At 68.4% G+C, this 19,588-nt stretch carries 21 protein-coding genes; 12 read left to right on the top strand and 9 right to left on the bottom strand.

What is annotated here, in order from left to right:
• Positions 1-154: 154 nt before the first annotated feature.
• From BRESU_RS14875 to BRESU_RS14865, 3 genes are all read right to left on the bottom strand, one after another.
• Positions 155-1,600, bottom strand: a complete 1,446-nt coding sequence (locus BRESU_RS14875) for a sigma-54-dependent transcriptional regulator (RefSeq protein WP_013270383.1) — start codon at positions 1,598-1,600, stop codon at positions 155-157.
• Between the two features lie 116 nt (positions 1,601-1,716).
• Positions 1,717-3,510: a DUF4153 domain-containing protein gene (locus BRESU_RS14870; protein WP_156796182.1), complete on the bottom strand. Its 1,794-nt coding sequence runs from the start codon at positions 3,508-3,510 to the stop codon at positions 1,717-1,719.
• 50 nt (positions 3,511-3,560) lie between these two features.
• Positions 3,561-4,046: a DUF1203 domain-containing protein gene (locus BRESU_RS14865; RefSeq protein WP_013270381.1), complete on the bottom strand. Its 486-nt coding sequence runs from the start codon at positions 4,044-4,046 to the stop codon at positions 3,561-3,563.
• A 105-nt stretch (positions 4,047-4,151) separates the two neighbouring features.
• Between BRESU_RS14865 and BRESU_RS14860 the strand changes: the two genes are divergently transcribed.
• The 9 genes from BRESU_RS14860 (at position 4,152) to BRESU_RS14820 (ending at position 10,922) form a co-directional block, all read left to right on the top strand.
• Positions 4,152-5,960, top strand: coding sequence for a M3 family oligoendopeptidase (locus tag BRESU_RS14860; RefSeq protein ID WP_013270380.1), 1,809 nt, complete (start codon positions 4,152-4,154; stop codon positions 5,958-5,960).
• Positions 5,961-6,028: 68 nt separating this feature from the next.
• Positions 6,029-6,304, top strand: a complete 276-nt coding sequence (locus BRESU_RS14855) for an aa3-type cytochrome c oxidase subunit IV (protein WP_013270379.1) — start codon at positions 6,029-6,031, stop codon at positions 6,302-6,304.
• Between the two features lie 225 nt (positions 6,305-6,529).
• Positions 6,530-7,663, top strand: coding sequence for a Re/Si-specific NAD(P)(+) transhydrogenase subunit alpha (locus tag BRESU_RS14850; protein ID WP_013270378.1), 1,134 nt, complete (start codon positions 6,530-6,532; stop codon positions 7,661-7,663).
• Complete coding sequence (locus tag BRESU_RS14845; RefSeq protein WP_013270377.1) at positions 7,660-7,974, top strand: hypothetical protein; 315 nt, start codon at positions 7,660-7,662, stop codon at positions 7,972-7,974. The genes BRESU_RS14850 and BRESU_RS14845 overlap by 4 nt, the downstream gene beginning before the upstream one ends.
• Positions 7,974-8,312 (top strand): NAD(P) transhydrogenase subunit alpha part 2, encoded by a 339-nt coding sequence (locus BRESU_RS14840; RefSeq protein ID WP_013270376.1) that lies wholly within the window; start codon positions 7,974-7,976, stop codon positions 8,310-8,312. The genes BRESU_RS14845 and BRESU_RS14840 overlap by 1 nt, the downstream gene beginning before the upstream one ends.
• Before the next feature lie 4 nt (positions 8,313-8,316).
• Positions 8,317-8,610: a hypothetical protein gene (locus tag BRESU_RS14835; protein WP_013270375.1), complete on the top strand. Its 294-nt coding sequence runs from the start codon at positions 8,317-8,319 to the stop codon at positions 8,608-8,610.
• Entirely contained in the window at positions 8,607-8,912 is a 306-nt protein-coding gene (locus BRESU_RS14830; protein ID WP_013270374.1) for a hypothetical protein, read from the top strand. Before BRESU_RS14835 ends, BRESU_RS14830 begins: the two co-directional genes overlap by 4 nt.
• 10 nt (positions 8,913-8,922) lie before the next feature.
• On the top strand, positions 8,923-10,338 hold the full coding sequence (locus BRESU_RS14825; protein ID WP_013270373.1) for an NAD(P)(+) transhydrogenase (Re/Si-specific) subunit beta: 1,416 nt from the start codon (positions 8,923-8,925) through the stop codon (positions 10,336-10,338).
• Positions 10,335-10,922, top strand: coding sequence for a hypothetical protein (locus BRESU_RS14820; protein ID WP_013270372.1), 588 nt, complete (start codon positions 10,335-10,337; stop codon positions 10,920-10,922). The genes BRESU_RS14825 and BRESU_RS14820 overlap by 4 nt, the downstream gene beginning before the upstream one ends.
• A 23-nt stretch (positions 10,923-10,945) precedes the next feature.
• Here BRESU_RS14820 and BRESU_RS14815 read toward each other — a convergent pair whose 3' ends face one another.
• The 4 genes from BRESU_RS14815 to BRESU_RS14800 form a co-directional block, all read right to left on the bottom strand.
• Positions 10,946-12,259, bottom strand: coding sequence for a UDP-glucose dehydrogenase family protein (locus BRESU_RS14815; protein ID WP_041761683.1), 1,314 nt, complete (start codon positions 12,257-12,259; stop codon positions 10,946-10,948).
• Between the two features lie 129 nt (positions 12,260-12,388).
• The gene (locus tag BRESU_RS14810; RefSeq protein WP_013270370.1) at positions 12,389-13,009 is read right to left on the bottom strand and encodes a DUF1190 domain-containing protein; all 621 of its coding nucleotides are present in this window, start codon (positions 13,007-13,009) and stop codon (positions 12,389-12,391) included.
• An 8-nt stretch (positions 13,010-13,017) separates the two neighbouring features.
• Positions 13,018-13,431 (bottom strand): DUF350 domain-containing protein, encoded by a 414-nt coding sequence (locus tag BRESU_RS14805; RefSeq protein WP_013270369.1) that lies wholly within the window; start codon positions 13,429-13,431, stop codon positions 13,018-13,020.
• 13 nt (positions 13,432-13,444) lie between these two features.
• Complete coding sequence (locus tag BRESU_RS14800; RefSeq protein ID WP_041762749.1) at positions 13,445-14,107, bottom strand: YjfK family protein; 663 nt, start codon at positions 14,105-14,107, stop codon at positions 13,445-13,447.
• A 94-nt stretch (positions 14,108-14,201) separates the two neighbouring features.
• Here BRESU_RS14800 and BRESU_RS14795 point away from each other — a divergent pair, with 94 nt between their 5' ends.
• The 3 genes from BRESU_RS14795 to BRESU_RS14785 all read left to right on the top strand — a co-directional run bounded on the left by BRESU_RS14795 (position 14,202) and on the right by BRESU_RS14785 (position 16,982).
• On the top strand, positions 14,202-14,882 hold the full coding sequence (locus BRESU_RS14795; RefSeq protein WP_013270367.1) for a YjfI family protein: 681 nt from the start codon (positions 14,202-14,204) through the stop codon (positions 14,880-14,882).
• A gap of 16 nt (positions 14,883-14,898) precedes the next feature.
• A complete protein-coding gene (locus tag BRESU_RS14790; RefSeq protein ID WP_013270366.1) occupies positions 14,899-15,642 on the top strand; it encodes a PspA/IM30 family protein in 744 nt (247 codons plus the stop codon).
• Positions 15,643-15,821: 179 nt separating this feature from the next.
• Positions 15,822-16,982, top strand: a complete 1,161-nt coding sequence (locus tag BRESU_RS14785) for a glutathionylspermidine synthase family protein (RefSeq protein WP_013270365.1) — start codon at positions 15,822-15,824, stop codon at positions 16,980-16,982.
• A 42-nt stretch (positions 16,983-17,024) separates the two neighbouring features.
• Here BRESU_RS14785 and BRESU_RS14780 read toward each other — a convergent pair whose 3' ends face one another.
• Both BRESU_RS14780 and BRESU_RS14775 read right to left on the bottom strand, forming a co-directional pair.
• Positions 17,025-18,854, bottom strand: a complete 1,830-nt coding sequence (locus tag BRESU_RS14780) for an LVIVD repeat-containing protein (protein WP_013270364.1) — start codon at positions 18,852-18,854, stop codon at positions 17,025-17,027.
• A gap of 23 nt (positions 18,855-18,877) precedes the next feature.
• Positions 18,878-19,540 (bottom strand): DUF305 domain-containing protein, encoded by a 663-nt coding sequence (locus BRESU_RS14775; protein ID WP_013270363.1) that lies wholly within the window; start codon positions 19,538-19,540, stop codon positions 18,878-18,880.
• Between the last annotated feature and the right edge of the window lie 48 nt (positions 19,541-19,588).

Below are 19,588 nucleotides of genomic sequence, written 5' to 3'. Positions count from 1 at the left end.
AAGGCCCGGCGATTTCAGGCCTGCGCGCATGCGGCCCTGTCCGACGGTCGTTGTTATACGGCCCTGCTATCGGTATCCGTCGCGGCGTCAATGAGGCCAATTGTGTCGCGGACACGTCCGGGTTGCAACCTGCGTCCCTGCGGCCACAGTGCGCTCAGGAGGCTTCCTTCAGCACGCCTTCCAGACCCTGTTCGCGAACCTTGCGGTACAGGGTCGACCGACCGATGCCGAGGCGGCGCGCGATCTCCGACATGTGACCGGCATAGACCTCGATGGCGTGCTGGATCAGGTCGCGCTCGATGTCCTCGAGCGTGCGCAGGTGACCGCGTTCGTCGAGGATGCGGATGGGCTGCTCGGGGAGGGGCGGCAGGTCGGCATAGCTGACGATCGCGGCCGAGGGCCGGTCGTGCGGTTCCAGCGGCATGGCGATCCCCGAGATGGCCGGGAAGTCGTGCGATTGCAGGAACGGCGCGTCGGCCAGGACGATGGCGCGATAGATGGTGTTCTCCAGCTGGCGGACGTTGCCGGGCCAGTCGAAGGCGGTCAGCAGGGCCAGGGTGTCGGGCGCGGCCCCGGCGATCCGCTTGCCTTCCTCGACGTTGAAGCGGCCGATGAAGTGGTCGATCAGGGCCGGAATGTCCTCGCGGCGCTCGCGCAGGGACGGAGCCTCGATCGGGAAGACGTTCAGGCGATAGAACAGGTCCTCGCGGAACCGGCCCTCGGCCACGGCGCTCGACAGGTCGCGGTTGGTGGCGGAGACGATGCGGACGTCGACCTTGACCGCGCGCTTGGCGCCGACCGGGTCGATCTCGCCCTCCTGCAGGGCGCGCAGCAGCTTGACCTGCATGTCCAGCGGCAGTTCGCCGATCTCGTCCAGGAACAGGGTGCCGCCGTTGGCCTCCATGAACTTGCCGAGGTGCTTGTCGGAGGCGCCGGTGAAGCTGCCCTTCTCGTGGCCGAACAGGATGGATTCGACCAGGTTGGCGGGCAGGGCCCCGCAGTTGACGGCGACGAAGGGCTTGCCGGCGCGGTCGCTGGCCCCGTGCAGGGCGCGGGCGATCACTTCCTTGCCGACGCCGCTCTCGCCGGTGATCAGGACCGGGATGGTGGAGCGGGCGGCGCGCGTGCCGAGCTGCTTGACCATCTGCATGGGGCGGCTGTCGCCGACCAGATCAGCGAAGGTGACGCGACCGGCCACATGCTTCTTCAGGCGGCCGACCTCGGCGGTCAGCTGGGTCAGCTGCAGGGCGTTGCGGATGCCGACGAGGATGCGTTCCGGGCTGGCGGGCTTGATGAAGAAGTCCTGGGCCCCGGCCTGCATGGCCTTGACCACGGTCTCGATGCCGCCGTTCGCGGTCAGGACGATGACGGGGGTGGTGACGCCGGCGGTGCGGATCTCGGCCAGGGCCTCCATGCCGCTCATGCCGGGCATGACGAGGTCCAGCAGGACGACGTCGGCGCCGCCGCCCTTGGTCAGGCGATCGATGGCCTCGCCGCCGCTCTCGGCATGGACGACGACATAGCCCTCACGGTCCAGCACGGCCTGAACCAGGCGGCGCTGGGTCGGATCGTCGTCGACCACCAGAACGGTCTTGGCCATAGGGCACCCTCATCACCGGATCGGCCGTCGCGCGACGAAGCGTGACTGGCTCGTTTCGGGACGCTTTTAGGGCCGGCGCGGTGAAGATCGGGTGAGAGGGCGTGGTGTCCGGTCGGTTAACAGGGCGGCGGCGGGGTCGGGAAGGCGCTGGTCGAGAGGGTGGACGACCCGCGGCCCTCGACCGCCAGATCCTTCCAGCCCCCCGGGGCGACAGGGACCAGCTTGCCGTCCCGCAGCAGTTGCCGGGCATCGCCGGGCCGTGCGCCGTCGCAGGTGGGGATGGCATAGTCGCCGACCGGGACGAAGGCCTCGGCGTCCTGGCGCGCGAACAGGGTGATGCGGTCTTCCTGCACGAGCAGGATTTCCAGCGGCGGCTGTCCATTCATGTCGCGCTGGACGGCGAGGCAACGTCCGGGAAGGGTGCAGTTGCGCCGCGGGTCCTCCAGCGGCGGCGTCGCCAGGAAGGCGACGGGCAGACCGGCCTCGCCCGGCAGGGTCTCGATGGACGCGGCGAAGGTCTCGGTCGCCGGATCGTCGGAGACCGCGCCGTCCTTCGCCGCCTGGGCGCGCTTGGCGACGTCGGGATCCGGCGAGGCGATCAGCCGGTCCAGCGCCGCTGTACCCACACGGCCGCTGTCGAAGGCCAGGAACCGGTAGTCGAAGGTCTGCGGCGTGACCTTGCCGCTTTCCAGCCGCGCGACCTGATCGGCGACCGACAGGCGCGCCGGGTCCGCCAGGGGGCTGAACAGAGCCAGGATGACGACCACCTCGAGCACGGCGGTGGCGATATTGGTGCGCTCCAGCGGCTGCATCCAGTCACCCTTCGACCAGAAGGTCCGGAGCGCCGCGAAGCCGTAGCCGCCGGCATAGGCGGCACCGACGAGGGCGCAGGCCACGGCGATGATCCGGTCGGGCGTCAGGCCGTGCTGGCCGATCCGCAGGCTGAGGCCCCACGCGGCGATCAGGATCAGGGGCGTCAGCAGGACCGAGGCGACGCGGACGGCCAGCCGGAGCACGGCGGGCGGCAGGTTGTCGGCCCGGCCGTCCTGATAGGCGGCGTTGATGAGGACGATCAGGGCCCCGGCGGCGGACAGGACCAGGGCGGTCGCGCTGCCCGTCTCCCACAGGCCATCCAGCCCGGTGAAGGGCAGGGCGGCGAGAAAGCCTCCGACCAGCACGGTCAGGACCAGCAGCAGCCAGGACAGCAGCATCAGGGCCACGGTGCGCACGCCCCGGATCAGGCCGTCGCGGACATCGGTCAGCTGGACGGCGGTGGCGAAGGCCAGGCCGGTCAGGGGCAGCGAGAACCAGGCCTCCTCCAGCAGATCGCCCAGGAAGCTCAGGCCGATGATGTTGAACAGCGCCGCGCCCAGCCACAGCAGCAGCCAGAAGGCCCCGGCAAAGGCGATCGACAGGGCCAGCTGGACCCCGGCCATCCAGGCGACGTCGAAATAGGTGGCGTAGTTGGCGATCGGGCGTCGCTCGCGGTCGGCCGGGACGATCAGATGGTGGGCGATGAACAGGGCGGTGGCCCCGAAGGCCATCAGGCCAAAGGTCAGCTGGGTGTTTTCGCCGGCGGTCTGACGGGCGATGTCGTGCCAGGCCAGCAGGGCCAGAACGACGGCGGCGATGCCGGTCCAGATGGCCAGGGTCAGCAGCCGCAACCGACCCACGCCGGCCAGCAGGACCAGCGGCAAATAAAGGGACACGATCAGCAGGGGGCCGAACAGGGCCGGCTCCGTCGCGGGCCAGGTACGCGGGCCGCCCTCGGTCGACTGGACCAGCCAGTAGAGCAACACGCCCTGCACCAGCCCGATGGCCAGCCGCGCCAGACCGATGGCCCGGCGATCGCCGGTCTGGCCCAGGGTGTCGCGGCCCGCGCCGGATTGATCGGTGGTTTCTGTCGTCATGGTCCGCCCCTTGCGCCTCACGGCCACCCACATGACCTCAAGCGCGGCCGTCAGGAAAGCGATGGTTCCTGACGAACAGCCCGGGCGAGGTAGCAGCCGCGAGGCGCGAAGTGGATGTGGACTTGCTGCGTCGATGGATGGTCGAACCATTCGGCCAGGCGCGCGTCGAGGTCGGTGCCGTCGATCACGAGACCGTCCAGCATCATGTTCCGGCGATCGTAGATGCGCAGCGACAGCGGGCGTTTGCGCAACATGTCCGGTGCCGCGCCCTCGACAGGGGCGGCCTGCTCGGCGGCCTCGCGGACGAAGATGGGCCCAGACGCGCGATAGGGCGAGGTCGGGTCGGTCATATGGACGTGGTTGACCAGGACCAGCCTTTCGCCGGCCTCGGCGTCGCGAAGGCTGACGCGGCAGGGAGCGCGGCCGGGCGCGTCGGCGACCCAGCGCCGCGCGCCGACGGCGGCCAGCTCGGCGTCGGTCATGGCGAAATAGGGCGCGAACGGCGCGACGGGCAGGGCTTCGATTCGATAGGTCACGGGGTGATCTCCTGTGTGAGTGGCCCAGCGTGCGACGATCCATGCCGGTCGTCTGGCGGCTTTCGGCCGTTGCGCCGCGCCGCCCGCGACCCCACAACGAGGGGCATGAACGCGCCCTTCAAAGCCCCGCCCCATTCCGATCCCGCCGAGCCGCCGCTGTGGGACCTGTCCGACCTCTATGGCTCGCGCACGGATGCGAGGATCGCGGCCGATCTGGAGACCGCGCGGCAGGGCGTGGCCGAGATGAATGCGCTCAAGGGGCGGTTCGTCGCGCAACGCGGCGATGCGCCGGCGCTGGGGGCGACGCTGAACCGGGCGATCACCCTGTACGAACAGGCCAGCGAGCGCCTCGGCGCCCTGGGGGCCTATGCGTTTCTGGCCGCCTCGACGGCGCGTGACGATGCGGGAGCGCAAGGGTTCGAGGCCGACCTGCGCGAGAAGATCACGACCATCGCCACCCCGACGGTCTGGCTGACGCTGGAGATCAACCAGCTGGACGAGGCGGAGATCGAGGCCGCGCTGTCGGCCGATGCTGACGCGGCGAAATGGCGACCCTGGCTGCGACGCGTGCGGGCCATGAAGCCGCATGAGCTGTCGAGCGAGCTGGAGACCTTCATCGCCGAGCGGATGCCGATCGCGGCCCAGTGGCCCCGGCTGTTCGACGAGACCCTGGCGGCGCTGCGGGTCGAGAGCGGCAAGGAGAGCCTGACGCTGTCGGAGGCGCTGAACCAGCTGTCCGATCCCAAGGAAGCCAAGCGTCGCGGCGCGGCCGAGGGGCTGAACGCCGCCCTGGCGGCGCGAACCTCGACCCTGGCCCTGGTGCTGAACACCGTCGCCGCCGACAAGGCGATGGAGGACCGCTGGCGCGGCTTCAAGCGGCCGGCCGACAGCCGCCACCTGGCCAACGAGGTCGACGGCGAGGCGGTCGACGCCATGGCCGATGCGGTCGCTGCCGCCTATCCGAAACTGTCGCACCGCTACTATGCGCTGAAGGCGAAAGCCCTGGGCAAGGCAAAGCTGGACCAGTGGGATCGCAATGCACCGCTGGAGACGACGGCCCCGCGCGGGTTCGACTGGACGCAGGGCCGCGCGCTGGTGCTGGAGAGCTTCGGCGACCTGGGGTCCGAATTCTCGGACCGCGCCGGACGGTTCTTCGACAAGCCCTGGATCGACGGACGCGCGCGGGCGGGCAAGCAGTCAGGAGCCTATGCCCACCCGGTCACGGCCGACCGGCACCCCTATGTCTTCCTGAACTGGATGGGCGAGCGGCGCGACGTCCTGACCCTGGCGCATGAGCTGGGTCACGGCGTGCACCAGACCCTGGCGGCGGAAAGGGGCACTTTGCTGGCCGACACGCCCCTGACCCTGGCCGAGACGGCGTCGATCTTCGCCGAGGGGCTGACGTTCGACCGGCTGCTGGCCACGGCTCCCAAGGCCGAGCAGCGCGGCCTGCTGGCCGGGCGGATCGAGGACGGGCTGAACACGGTGGTGCGTCAGATCGCCTTCCACCGCTTCGAGACCCGCTTCCACGACGAGCGGGCGAAGGGCGAGGTCTCGGCCGACCGCCTTGGCGACCTGTTCATCGAAGAGATGGGCGCGTCTCTGGGACCCGCGGTGACGCTGAATCCCGGCTACGAGACGTGGTGGAGCTATGTCAGCCACTTCGTCCACTCGCCCTTCTACGTCTATGCCTATGCGTTCGGCGACCTGCTGGTCGCGGCCCTGATGGAGACGCGGCGAAAGGACCCGGACGGGTTCGCGCCGCTGTACCGGGAACTGCTCGCGGCCGGTGGAACGAAGACCTACGTCGAGGCGCTGGAGCCTTTCGGGCTGAATCCGCGCGACCCGGCGTTCTGGACCATCGGGACCCGGCGGCTGGAACGGCTGGTCGATCAGTTCGAGGCGCTGGGCTGAAAGCCTTGAGCCTGACGCCCCTGTCGCTATAAGACCCGCCACAACGCTTTCACGACCGGACCCCTCCCATGGCCGACCATCAGCACGACACCCTGCACGACGCCGCCGACCACGATGCGGAGGCCTATGTGCACGGCACGATGACGATCGAGGAGCAGTCGGCGACCTGGGCCCTGTTCCAGGACCTGGCCAAGTGGGGCTCGCTGATCATCGCCTGCGCCCTGCTGTTCCTGACCCTGGCTTTCCAGCCGGGCGGCAGCATGATCAGCGGCCTGATCGCGGCCGTGGTCGTGGGCGTGGCCGGCTACTTCTTCCTGAAGGGCGGCAAGAAGACCGCGCACTAAGCGATCGGCGCTACCGCTCGACGCGCGGCGTCTGGCTGCTTGAGCGCATTCTTCTGGAGACGCTACCGCTCGGCTCGCGGAGCCTCCCTGCTTGAGCGGGGGTTTGTCGGAAGATCGGTGCGCCGTATCTCGCTGTTTCTGCGCGTGAGTCGCAGCGTTCGCCTTTGACGCCGTCGCCTTCCAACGCCTAACGTCGATCGATCCGCTTCGGATGGGGAGATTCGCTTGGCCGTTGCCATCGCCGTGACCCGGGAACGTCGTGAAGGCGAGACGCGCTGCGCCGTCACGCCCGAGACCGTCAAGAAATTGATCGCGCTCGGCGCGTCCGTGACGGTCGAGGCCGGCACCGGCGTGGGGGCCGCCATTCCCGACAGCGAATACACCGACGCCGGAGCCTCGGTGAAGCCGGACACCCGCGCCGTGCTGGAAGGGGCCGATCTGGTCCTGAAGGTCCGCGGCCCGACGGCGCAGGAAGTCAGCGCCATGAAGCCGGGCGCGGTGGTCGTGGCCATGCTGGATGCGTACCGCGAGAAGGACACCGTCGCGGCCATGGCCGGGGCCAATGTCACCGCCTTCGCCATGGAGTTCGTGCCCCGGATCACGCGCGCCCAGGTCATGGACGCCCTGTCGTCCCAGGCGAACCTGGCCGGATACCGGGCCGTGATCGAGGGGGCCTATGCCTATGGCAAGGGCTTCCCGATGATGATGACGGCGGCGGGCACGGTCGCCCCGGCCAAGGTCTTCATCATGGGCGTGGGCGTCGCGGGACTGCAGGCCATCGCCACGGCGAGGCGTCTCGGCGCGGTGGTCACCGCCACGGACGTCCGTCCCGCGACCAAGGAACAGGTCGAGTCGCTGGGCGCCAAGTTCCTGGCCGTCGAGGACGACGAGTTCAGGAACGCACAGACCGCCGGCGGCTATGCCAAGCCAATGTCGGAGGAATACCAGGCCAAGCAGGCGGCCCTGACCGGCGAACACATCAAGAAGCAGGACATCGTCATCACCACCGCCCTGATCCCCGGCCGCGCTGCGCCCGTGCTGGTCAGCGCCGAACAGGTGGCCTCGATGAAGCCGGGCAGCGTGCTGATCGACCTGGCGGTCGAGGCCGGCGGCAATGTCGCGGGATCGAAGGCGGGCGAGGTCGTGACGACGGCGAACGGCGTGTCGATCGTCGGCTACACCAACCTGCCGGGCCGGATCGCCTCGGATGCTTCGGCGCTCTACGCGAAGAACCTGGTGGCCTTCACAGGGCTGCTGATCAAGGACGGCGCGCTGGCGGTCGACCTGGAGGATGAGATCCTGAAGGCGTCGGTCGTGACCCATGGCGGGGCCGTGGTGCACGAGGGGGTCAGAGGATGAGCGCCGACGATCTGGGTGGATTTGCCAGTCCGCGACAGCTCCGTGCATGGAAAGTGCTCGATCGGGACGACGTCACCGGCCTCCGTGTCGCGAGGCTGGTCGCCTTCGGTGTGTCCGCCTTCGTGGTCTTGATGAAATTCGCATTCGTGTTCCAGCAGCGCGAGATGGACGCCTCACTCGAGGGCCAGGCCAATCTGTGGGGGATCGGCGGCATCGCCCTGGGCGTGGTTCTCGGCGAGGTGATCAGGCTGAAACTGCGGGTCATCGAACTCGAGAGGCGCTCGCTTCCAACGCAGACCGGAGCCAACTAATGGAACACGTCGATCCCACCGTCTTTCGCCTGGCTATCTTCGTGCTGGCGATCTTCGTCGGCTACTACGTCGTCTGGTCAGTGACACCGGCGCTGCACACGCCGCTGATGGCCGTGACCAATGCGATCTCCAGCGTCATCATCGTCGGCGGCCTGATCGCGGCGGCGGCGGTATCGGGCGATGTCGCCGGGCCGAACGCCTGGATCGCCAAGGGGGCGGGTGTGGCGGCCGTGACCCTGGCCAGCGTGAACATCTTCGGCGGCTTCATGGTCACGCGGCGGATGCTGGCCATGTACAAGAAGAAGGAACGGCCGGCCAAGGTCGAGGCCAAGGCCTGACCCCATGTTTCTGATGATCTTTTTTTCGGTCGCAGCGATCCTGGCCCTTGCGGGGGTTCTGGTGTTCGTCGCCACCAGCGGACGATTGAGCGCCGATACGCGACGCAAGATCGAACTAGGATTGATCGTCGTCTTTTATCCCATCTGCGTGTTTTTCATGAGTTGGCGCGCGTTCGATAGTTTCGTCCAGCAACACTGGGTGACAGCGGTCCTCTCCGCAGGCTTGGCCGTATTCCTCGGGGCTGACGGCTACCAGAAGCTTCGCAGTCGCCTGCTTTCCGACAGGGTCGCAACGTGATTCACGACGCCTTCAACCTGTCACCCGGCTCCATCGCCTGGACGGCGTCGTGGATCGCCACGGGCGTCGGGCTGGGCATGTGGCTGTGGAGCTGGCTGGGCGAGAAGAACGCGATCCAGAAACTGCGCTGGCGCGACTGCGGCGTGGTGATGCTGTTCTCGGGCATTCTGACCCGGGTGGTGATTCAGGACCGCCCGATGATGGCGTGGGACTGGGCCATGGTGCTGCTGGGCCCGCTGTTCATCGCCGCCGCCCTGTGGCGGCTGGCGCGGACGGCGCAGGGCGCCGCGGAAGGACTTTGAGGGGAATGGAATGAACGCATCGATCGCGGCCCTGGCCTATCTGGCGGCGGGCGTCCTGTTCATCCTCAGCCTGCGCGGGCTGTCCAGCCCGGAGACGAGCCGTCAGGGCAATACGTTCGGCATGATCGGCATGGCCATCGCCGTGGGCGTGACCCTGCTGACGCTGGGCACGACCGGCGCCCTGGATCCCGTGACCCTCGCCTTGCTGGCCGGCGGCGTGATCGTGGGCGGCGGGGGCGGGGCCTTCATCGCGTCCAAGGTCAAGATGACCGACATGCCCCAGCTGGTCGCGGCCTTCCACTCGCTGGTCGGGATGTCGGCCTGTCTGGTAGCGGTCGGAGCCGTCTATGCGCCCGACGCCTTCGGGATCGCCGACGGCTCGGGCGGCATCAAGGTGCAGTCGATCGTCGAACTGGCGCTGGGCGTCGCCATCGGGGCCATCACCTTCACCGGCTCGGTCATCGCCTTCGCCAAGCTCAACGGCAACATGAGCGGCGCGCCGATCATCCTGCCGGCGCGGCACCTGATCAACATCGGCCTGGCGCTGGCCCTGATCTTCCTGATTGGGATCATGATCGGATCGGGCGGCACGGCGGTCTGGGCCTTCTGGGGCATCTTCCTGTTGGCGCTGATCCTGGGCGCGACCCTGATCATCCCCATCGGCGGGGCCGACATGCCGGTCGTGGTGTCGATGCTGAACAGCTATTCCGGCTGGGCGGCGGCGGCGCTGGGGTTCACGCTCGAGAACATCGCCCTGATCATCACCGGGGCCCTGGTCGGGTCGTCGGGCGCGATCCTCAGCTACATCATGTGCAAGGCGATGAACCGCAGCTTCATCAGCGTGATCCTGGGCGGGTTCGGCGGCGACAGCGGTCCGGCGGGCGAGGCCAGGGTCGAGACCCGGCCGGTCAAGCAGGGCAGCGCCGACGACGCCGCCTTCATCATGAAGAACGCCTCCAAGGTCATCATCGTCCCCGGCTACGGCATGGCCGTGGCCCAGGCCCAGCATGCCCTGCGCGAAATGGCCGACAAGCTGAAGGAGGAGGGGGTCGAGGTGAAATACGCCATCCACCCCGTCGCCGGCCGCATGCCGGGCCACATGAACGTCCTGCTGGCCGAGGCCAACGTCCCCTATGACGAGGTGTTCGAGCTGGAGGACATCAACGCCGAGTTCGCCACCGCCGACGTCGCCTTCGTCATCGGGGCCAATGACGTCACCAACCCGGCCGCCAAGACCGATCCGACCAGCGCCATCTACGGCATGCCGATCCTGGACGTGGAGAAGGCCGGGACCGTGCTGTTCATCAAGCGCGGCATGGCGGCGGGCTATGCCGGGGTCGAGAACGAGCTGTTCTTCCGCGACAACACGATGATGCTGTTCGCCGACGCCAAGAAGATGGTCGAGGGGATCGTCAAGGCGCTGTGACCCTGCCGGACGGCAAGACCTGGCGGCAGCCCGTCGAACCTGCACCGGAGCCGGTCTCGAAACGGGGAATGGTGTTCCTGGTGATCCTGGGCACGATCCTGATCGGCTCGAGCGTCTGGTCGCTCTGGAGCACCATCTACTGGCGTGCGCCGCCATCGCGGATCGCCACGACGCTCGCGAGCCAGAGTGGCGTGCTCTACTACGCGCCGGCGTTGAAGGGCGACTATCAATACACGTTGGAAACGGCCTCCGGAGACGCGATCCCGCTGTCCTGCGCGCCGGTCTGGACGGCGTACGCCTTCAACGGCTGCCTCGAGCCCCTGGCCGCCGCCGGGCTGGCGCGGTGGCGACCGGACCGGAGGACAGCCGTCCCCCCGGGGCCCGTCGTCGAGGTACGCTATGTGACGTCGCTCACGGATGAGCGGTTCAACAACGTCGTCTACTCGGTCAGGCGCGGGGACGAGGCGTATCTCGACCCCGACCTTCGGCTGGCCGAGGCGGGCATCGATCCGACGGGGCGGTCCTATTCGGCCGCGCGTCGCAAGGCCTTTCTGCAGGCCCGCCGACAGCGCGCGGTCGGCTAGGGCGTCTGGCCGGCGAACGGCCCCTACGGCTTGCCGATCCCGACATACTCCATGCCGTCGGCGACCACCTCGCCCGCGCGGTAGACGTTGCGCAGGTCGATGAGGAGGGGGCGGCTCATGGTGCCGGCGATGCGGGTCAGGTCGAGGGCGCGGAACTGGTCCCACTCGGTCAGGATGACCAGGGCGTCGGCACCGTCGGCGGCGTCATAGGGGCCGTTCACGAAAGTGGTGCCGGCCAGCATGTGGCGGGCCTCCTTCATGCCTTCGGGATCGAACGCCCTGACGGTCGCGCCCATGGCCTGCAGCGCGGGGATGATGGCCAGGCTGGGGCTGTCGCGCATGTCGTCGGTGTTCGGCTTGAACGTCAGGCCCAGCACGCCGACGGTCTTGCCGGCGATGTCGCCGCCGGCACCGGCCATGGCGGTCCGGATCTTCTCGGCCATGGCGAGCTTGCGCGCATCGTTGACCTCGACCGTGGTCTCGATCAGGCGGATCGGCGCGCCGTACTGCTGGGCCGTGCGGACCAGGGCGATGGTGTCCTTGGGGAAGCACGATCCGCCGTAGCCGGGGCCGGGGTTCAGGAATTTGGAGCCGATGCGGCCGTCCAGCCCGATGCCCTTGGCGACCTGCTGCACGTCGGCCCCGACCTTTTCGCACAGGTCGGCGATCTCGTTGATGAAGGTGATCTTCATCGCCAGGAAGGCGTTGCCCGCGTATTTGATCAGCTCGGACGTCCGGCGCTGGGTGTAGACGACGGGGAATTCGTTGAGGCTCAGCGGGCGGTACAGCTCGGCCATGACCGCCTTGGCGCGCTCGTCCTCGACGCCGATGACCACACGGTCCGGGCGTTTGAAGTCCTCGATCGCGGCCCCCTCGCGCAGGAACTCGGGGTTCGAGACGACGGCGAACTGGGCGTCCGGATTGGCGCGGCGCATGATGGCCTCGACCTCGTCGCCGGTGCCGACCGGCACGGTCGACTTGGTGACCACGACGGTGAAGTCCTGAATCAGGCCGGCGATCTCTTCGGCCGCGGCATAGACGTAGGACAGGTCGGCATGGCCGTCGCCGCGCCGGGTGGGCGTGCCCACGGCGATGAAGACGATCTCGGCGTCGCGGATGGCATCCGATCCGTCGACGGTGAAGGACAGACGGCCCGCCTTGACGTTATCGGCGACGAGCTGGTCCAGACCCGGCTCGAAGATCGGGATCTCGCCCCGGTTCAGCCGCTCGATCTTGGAAGGGTCCTTGTCGACGCAGACGACCGTATGGCCGAAGTCCGCGAAACAGGCTCCAGACACCAGGCCTACATAGCCGGTGCCGATCATGGTCACGCGCATCGTCCGAGAACCCCATTCCGCCCGACTTACAGATCGCCGTCATGCTGCGGCGCAGCATGTCCTGTCAATGCGGGAGTGCCGCAGGGTCAACGCGCCCCGCCCCGTATGTCCGTCCGGCCAGTCCGGACGTCAGCCGCCGAAGCCGCGTCCCCCGCCACCGAACCCGCCGCGCGACACGACGGTCGTGCGGCTCTGGACCCGTGACGGCGCCTGGCGCGCGACGTCGTTGCCGAAGTCGCGGCCGTTGGCGACCTGGCGGCCGCTCCGGTAGTCGCGGCTGAGATAGCCGCCGCCGTAGCCGTTCTGATAGTTGCCGTTGCGGTCGCGATACAGCGCGCCACCGCCGCGATAGCCGCCGCCGTTCAGCAACTGGCCGATCACGAAGCCGGTCAGCAGGGGGGTGAAGAACGACCCGCCCGAGCCGTTCTGCCGGCACTGGTCCGGTCCCCACTCGCCTTCGCATTCCGACTGGGTGGCGTAGCGGGGCGCGGTGGTCTCGGCCTGTTTGGCCGCGTTGGCGTAGCCCGCGTCGCACTCGGTGTCGGAGATGTCGTTGGCGGCCTTGCATTCGTCCAGCGACGTATAGGCCAGGGCTGGTTCGGGCGGCGGCGCGGCGACCTGGGGCGCGCCGCAGGCGGCCAGCGAGAAGCTGGCCGTGGCCATCAGGCTGGTGACCTGAAGCGTGCGCGATCGCTTCAGGCGACGCATGGTGGTGGTTTCGGGCGCGGTCGTGACGGGGGACTCGGTCATGGTCTCACTCACGTCGTCATGCAGGCGGCGTTCAGCAAGCCGACGCAGATGGAAATGGAGGCCAGATAGACGCCCGCGGACATCTCTCCCGCCTCGATCCGGCTGGCCAGCGCCTTGTAGAGCACCCGGCTGACCACGAGGAAGGCGAGGATCTGGATCACGCCGGCCAGCAGGGCCCAGGCCGCGAACTCCGGCAGGCTGACGGTGTGGGACAGGGCCGAGGCCAGGGGCAGGACGTAGCCGACCAGGGCGCCGCCCAGGCCGACGGCGGCGGCCGTGTTGCCCTGCCGGATCAGGTCGCGCTCATGATAGGGCGTGACGATCTGGTAGATGAATTTAAAGGCCGAGAAGAAGGCGATCGCCGCCACGAAGGCGATGACGAAGGCCGTGGCCCCGGTCTGGAAGGCGAACCAGTCGAACATGCTGTTGTCTTTCCTAGGCGGTGAATTCGGCCATTTCGAGCGGGATGCCGACCATGATCTCGTGGCTGATGTCGGCGGATTTTCCGGTCGCCTTCTCGGGCTCCATCTCCAGCGCCAGCATCAGCTCGCGTCCGCCGGCCAGGTCGCGCGCATACAGCATGCAGGTCTGGAAGATGCGCGAGAAGGGCGTCGTCGCCGTGCGGTCGTCCCAGATGGTTTCCCACAGCGTCACGGGCGGCTGGCGCGCATCGCTCTCGGAGAACCAGAAGCGGGGATAGGCGGGAAGCTCCTCGGGCGCGCCGTCGAACACGGGCTCGCTGAGCCGGTCGCGCCAGATCCGGCGCTCCGTCTCGCCCGGCGGATAGGCGCTGGTCCAGGGGATGAACAGGCTGAAGTCATAGGCCTCGGCCCCCGAAGGGTCGTCGCTCATGGCCTGCAGCATCACGTGGTCGTCGGTGTAGAACCGGTGCACATGCTGGCCGCTGTCCAGGGCGATCGTCCCCTGGGCGGTGATCTCCAGCGCGTCGGTCTCCAGATTGAACACGGTCTCGGGCTGAAGCCGTCGCCAGGCCAGAGGGTCCAGGGAGACCGTCCGGCCGACCGTGATGTTGCGCACGACGGCCAGCCGGTTGACCGGCTCCGGGGTCGTGGGTCCACCGAAGAGACGCTTGAACATGAAGGTGTCTTTACGCGAGATCGCGGAAGCCATGAACGGAATTCGCACTCCGCTTGCCGAACGTCAAGTGTTCATGTTACGCGTTACATGAAACATGACCGATGCCGCGCACATGACCCCGAACCCCGGCACGGATCGCATCCGCGCCTGGCGACAGGCGCGTCGCGACGCCGGCATGGTCAAGCTGGAGTTCTGGGTCCCCCAGGGCTGCAGGGACGACGTCCGCGCCGCCGTGCACGCCATCGTCACGGATTCCACCCGGGGCCCGGCGCTTGCGCCGCGTCGCCCACGCCCCACCTCTTCCCCATCAACCGGAGCCGACCCCCATATGGACGCCGTGATCGAAACCGCCTGGACCGTGCCCGCCATCAAGCGGGCGCTGGAGGAGTCCTCCCTGGTGCGCGAGGGCGAAATGACCCTGCGCGTGCTGGAGGGGGCCGACCCCGTGCTGCTGGCCACCATGAACGAGTACGGCGATCTGCCCATCTATCTGTCGGTCGGTGGCGAACAGATCGTGGTGTCGGTCCTGCTGTGGCCCGTCTCGGAACAGGCCGACGCCGCCCGTTTCAACGAGTTCCTGCTCAAGGCCCAGCGGGTCGTGCCGCTGTCGAACTTCGCCATCACTTCGGTCGGCGATCAGGACGTGTATGAGCTGATGGGCGAACTGTCGTCCAAGACCACGCTGCAGACCATCCTGATCGAGCTGCGGACCCTGGCCGAGAACGCCATCGATGCGACCGCCCTGCGCGAAACCTTCGGCGCCGAAGCCGCCTGAACCGGAGACCAGACCCATGTCCATGCTCAGCAAACTCTCCGCCCTGTTCCGCGGCACCGCCCATGAGGCCGGCCAGTCGGTGGTCGACGCCAACGCCCTGAAGATTCTCGATCAGGAAATCCGCGACGCCGACACCGCCCAGGGCAAGGCGCGCGACGACCTCGCCGGTCTTGTCGCCCGCCGCCGCATGGCCGAGAGCGAGATGGCCTCGTTCCGCGACCAGATCGGCAAGTACGAAAGCTCGACGCGCGCGGCGCTGGGGCAGGGCAAGACCGATCTGGCGCGCGAGGTCGCCGGGCGGATCGCGGAGCTGGAATCCCAGATCAGCGAGCGCGAGCCCGTCATCGAGAACATGAAGGCCGCCGAGGCCCGGCTGCGCACGGCCATCGCCTCGACCGACCAGAAGATCGAGACCCTGCGTCGCGAGATCGACATCGTGAAGGTCAATGAGTCCGTCCAGCGGGCCCAGACCTCGGTCGCCCTGCAGTCGGCGGGCGCCCACTCGCGCATCGGCTCCGCGGCCGACAGCCTGCAGCGCATCAAGCAGCGCCAGGCGGTCCAGGAAGAGCGTCTGCGGGTCGGCCAGGAGTTCGAGGACAAGCGCACCGGGGCCGACCTCGACGCCAAGTTGAAGGAGGCCGGAATCCTGCCCGGCCATTCGTCGGCCGACGACGTCCTGGCGCGCCTGACGGCCCAGGATGTGACGGTGGTGACGCCGCGCATCGGCCAGTCGACCCCAGGCGAGAAAGAGCCGGGCTAAACCGGACTCTCCTCCCTGTTCGCCGCTTGGCGAATGGGGAGGTGGCGCGGCGCTCTTCGCGCCGTGACGGAGGGGTTCTTCAACCGGCCAGGATCGGTGGGGCGCCAAGAACCCCTCCACCGCTTCGCGGTCCCCCTCCCCATCGCGAAGCCGCGACGGGGAGGATACGGAGTCGTCTAATGCAACGCATCACGCTTCCCGAACGCCCCGACTGGCAGACCAGGGCCGAGGGGCTGGGGTTCACCTGGCACCACGATTCCGGCGAGGCCTACTGGGACGACGCCACGGCCTACGAGTTCTCGCTGGTCGAGATCGAGGAGGGGCTGGAGGCCCCGACGGCCGAACTGCATCAGATGTGCCTGGACCTCGTCGACGAGACGGTGAAGTCCGAGCGGCTGATGGGCCTTCTGGAGATCCCGGAAGGCTTGCGGGACTATGTCGCCGACAGCTGGAAGCGGGGCGACCCGTCGTTGTACGGCCGGTTCGACTTCGCCTACGACGGGACCGGCCCGGCCAGGCTGTACGAGTACAACGCCGACACGCCGACGTCGGTGTACGAGAGCGCCGTGTTCCAGTGGCTCTGGCTGGAGGAGCGGATCGCGGACGGGTCTATCCCGGCCGGTGCCGATCAGTTCAACAGCCTGCACGAGGCGCTGATCGCGCGGTTCCGCACGATCTTCCCCATGGGCGGGTTCGTGCATTTCGCCTCCGATCCCGATTTCGTCGAGGACCGCCAGACGGTGCGCTTCCTGGAGGACCTGGCCAGACAGGCCGGGCTCGATCCCAAATTCGTGGCCATCGGCGACATCGGCCTGAATGAGGATGGCCGGTTCGTGGACGAACAGAACTGGCTGATCCAGGCGATGTTCAAGCTCTATCCCTGGGAGCAGATGCTGCGCGACGACTATGCCGAGCCCCTGCCGACGGCGGAGATCACGGTGCTGGAGCCGGCATGGAAGTCGATCCTGTCCAACAAGGGGATCCTGCCGCTGCTGTGGGAACGCCACGCGGGCCATCCCAACCTGCTGGAAGCGTATTTCGAGGACGATGCGAAAGCCTCGGCCCTGTCATCGGCGCATGTGCGCAAGCCGCTGTTCTCGCGCGAGGGGGCCAACATCGACATCGTCGAGGCGGGTCGCACCGAGAGCGGTCTGGACGGCGGTTATACCGGCCGGGCGATCCTGCAGGCCGTGCATGACGCGCCGCTGTTCGATGGCCGCCACGTGATCGTCGGTTCCTGGGTCGTGGGCGACCAGCCCGCCGGCATCGGTCTGCGCGAGGATGCGGGGCGTATCACCAGCAACCGCTCGCGTTTCGTCCCGCACCTGATCCGGGACTGAGACCCACCCGCGGCCACCAAGGGCCGCGGGTGGTCCCGGTCGTCAGCCCGCGCGGCGCTGGAAGATGCCGTTCAGGGCTGCCAGGCGGGCCTTGTCCGCAGCGGCCGTCGGCTCGGTGACCGCCGACAGGGCCGTCACGATCTCCGCTCCGCCGGTGTTGCCGCCCGCGCGCCACGCATCGATGCCGGCCCGGATCCTGGCCTCGACCTCATCGCTGATCGCCTCGGAGCGTGCCAGCTGGTCGACATAGGCGGCGGCCACGTCCGGGGTGTCGGCCCACTCGACCTTCTCCTGGGTCTGCGGGTTGATGACGTCGTCGCGGACGGCTTCGGCGGCGGCGATCTCCGCGGCCGACAGGTATTCGCTCGGCACCAGTTTCAGCACGTCCAGACCGCGGGCGATCTCGCTGCCGTAGATCCGGCCGTTCATCCAGTAGGCCGACCAATCACCGCCGACGACCAGTCGTTCGGCCTCGATCGGCCCCCGGTCGAAATAGGCGATCTCGATGGGCTTCAGCGGATCGGTGAAGTCCATGATCGAGATGCCGCCCTGGTACCAGGCCTGGACCATCAGGTCGCGGCCGGGGACGGGGATCAGCGAGCCGTTGTGGGCGACGCAGTTTTCGGTCGTGCCCTGGGGCGCGGGCAGCTTGTGGAAGGCCTGACCCTTCAGCTTGTCGTCCTCGATCGTCGAGATCAGGTTGGCGCCCCAGTTGGCGGGGTCCGAGGCGGTGCAGCGCGCGCCGATGCCGCCGCCCCACTCGTCGGTGAAGACCACCTTGTCGCCCGCGTTGTTGAAGGTCGCGGAATGCCAGTAGGCCATGTCCGGATCGAACATGTCCGAGAGGCGGGTCGGGTTCTGGGGGTCCGAGATATCCAGCAGGATGCCGTTGCCGCTGCAGGCGCCGGCCGCCCGGTTGATCGCCGGATAGACGGTGATGTCATGGCAGTGGTTGGTCTGGGCGGTGCGCTGGCTGGCCACGCCGGACGGCCCGCCCGACCACAGGCCGGCGACCGCGCCGGTCTCGCGATCGGCGAAGATGCGGGGCCGGTTCACGATCGCGGCGGCCTCGGGGTTGTCCAGCGGCACCTTGATCACGTCGATCGAATAGAGGGCCGTGTCGGCATTGGCGCTCGGCTCGCCGGCGCTGCAGATGGACAGCTCGCCGGTCGGACGGACGCCGCTGGTGGCCGAGTTGTAGATATAGAGGACGTTGCGGTCGCTCGGGTCCGGCACCAGGGTGTGGGTGTGCGACCCCCGGCAGGTCTGGACGGCTGCGACCTGGCGCGGATTGGCGATGTCGCTGATGTCGAAGATGCGGATGCCGCGGAAGCGCTCGGCGTTGATATCGCCCTCGGCGTCCGTCGTGCCGCAGTCCAGTCGGGCGCGGTTCTGCTCGACCGACATGAACAGCAGGTTGCCGTGGATCGACAGGTCGCCCTGTCCGCCCGGGCAGACGACCGAGAGGATGAGCTTGGGCGCACCTTCGCCCGACACGTCATAGGCGTTGAAGCCGTGGAAGTTGCCGACGAACAGCCGGCCGTTCGACAGGGCCATGTCGCTGTTGGCCAGGGCCAGCGGGCTGAACCTCGGCCGGACGGGCGGGCCGTCGTTCGCGGGCGGACGCGCGGCCCCGGGTGCCGGGCGCGGCGGCGGGGCAAACAGGGCCTCCGGATCGAAGAAGCCGGGCGGCGGGGCCACGGTGTACTCCAGCTCCATGTTGGAGGCCGCCTCGCCTGCGTCGTGCAGGCCCGCCGACAGGGTGGTGCGCGCGTCGGGCGTCAGGGTCTGGACCTGGGCCGCCGCCGGAACCGCGGCCAGCAGAAGGCTGAGCGCCGCGACGGAGGAAAGAAGGGGTCTACGCAGGGTCATGGCCGGTCCTTCGGGTATCGGGTTCAGAGTTCAGACAGAATGGACTGCATACGCAGGATTTCGGCGGACTGGTCCGCGACGACCGACGTGGCGAAATCCGAAAGCATCGGATCCTGGGCCGCGTTGGGCTGGGCCATCAGGGTGTCGACCATGTCGAGCGCGCCCTGATGGTGCTGGATCATGCCCTGGAGGAACAGGCGGTCGAAGGCGGGACCTCGGGCAGCGGCCAGGGCCTGCATCTGGTTGGGCGTGAGCATGCCGGGCATGACGGCGGTGTCGCCCGGGGCCGTCATCGGCATGGCGTGGTTCATGCCCGCCATGTGGCCGGCGTGCATGTCGGCCATGGCCAGCGGCTGGCCGCGGTCGGTCAGCCAGTTCTGCATCAGCTCCATCTCGGCCTGCTGGCTCAGCGCGATGCGGCGGCCCAGCAGCTTGACCTGCGGGCTGGAGCCCTGCGCGTCCAGCAGCGCCACCATCTCGACCGCCTGGGCGTGGTGGACCAGCATGTGCTGCATGAACTGCGCGTCGCCGGGCGTGAAGCTGGTCCGGCTGAGGTCCACGGCCTGCGCGGCCGTGATCGTGCGCGAGGCGGTCCCGGGCGCGCCGGGATGGAAGATCGGCGGCGACTGGACGGCCTGAGGCGCGCCGATAAGCGCCGCCAGAACAACCCCGAAAAGCGGGTTCAAGATAATGACACTCCCGTCGTCCGGGCTGCCCGGAGCCGGGTCAGACTA

This window comes from Brevundimonas subvibrioides ATCC 15264 (assembly GCF_000144605.1).
GTDB lineage: Bacteria > Pseudomonadota > Alphaproteobacteria > Caulobacterales > Caulobacteraceae > Brevundimonas > Brevundimonas subvibrioides.
The sequence above is the reverse complement of the archived record's forward strand: the minus strand, read 5'-3'. Positions and strand labels throughout refer to the sequence as shown.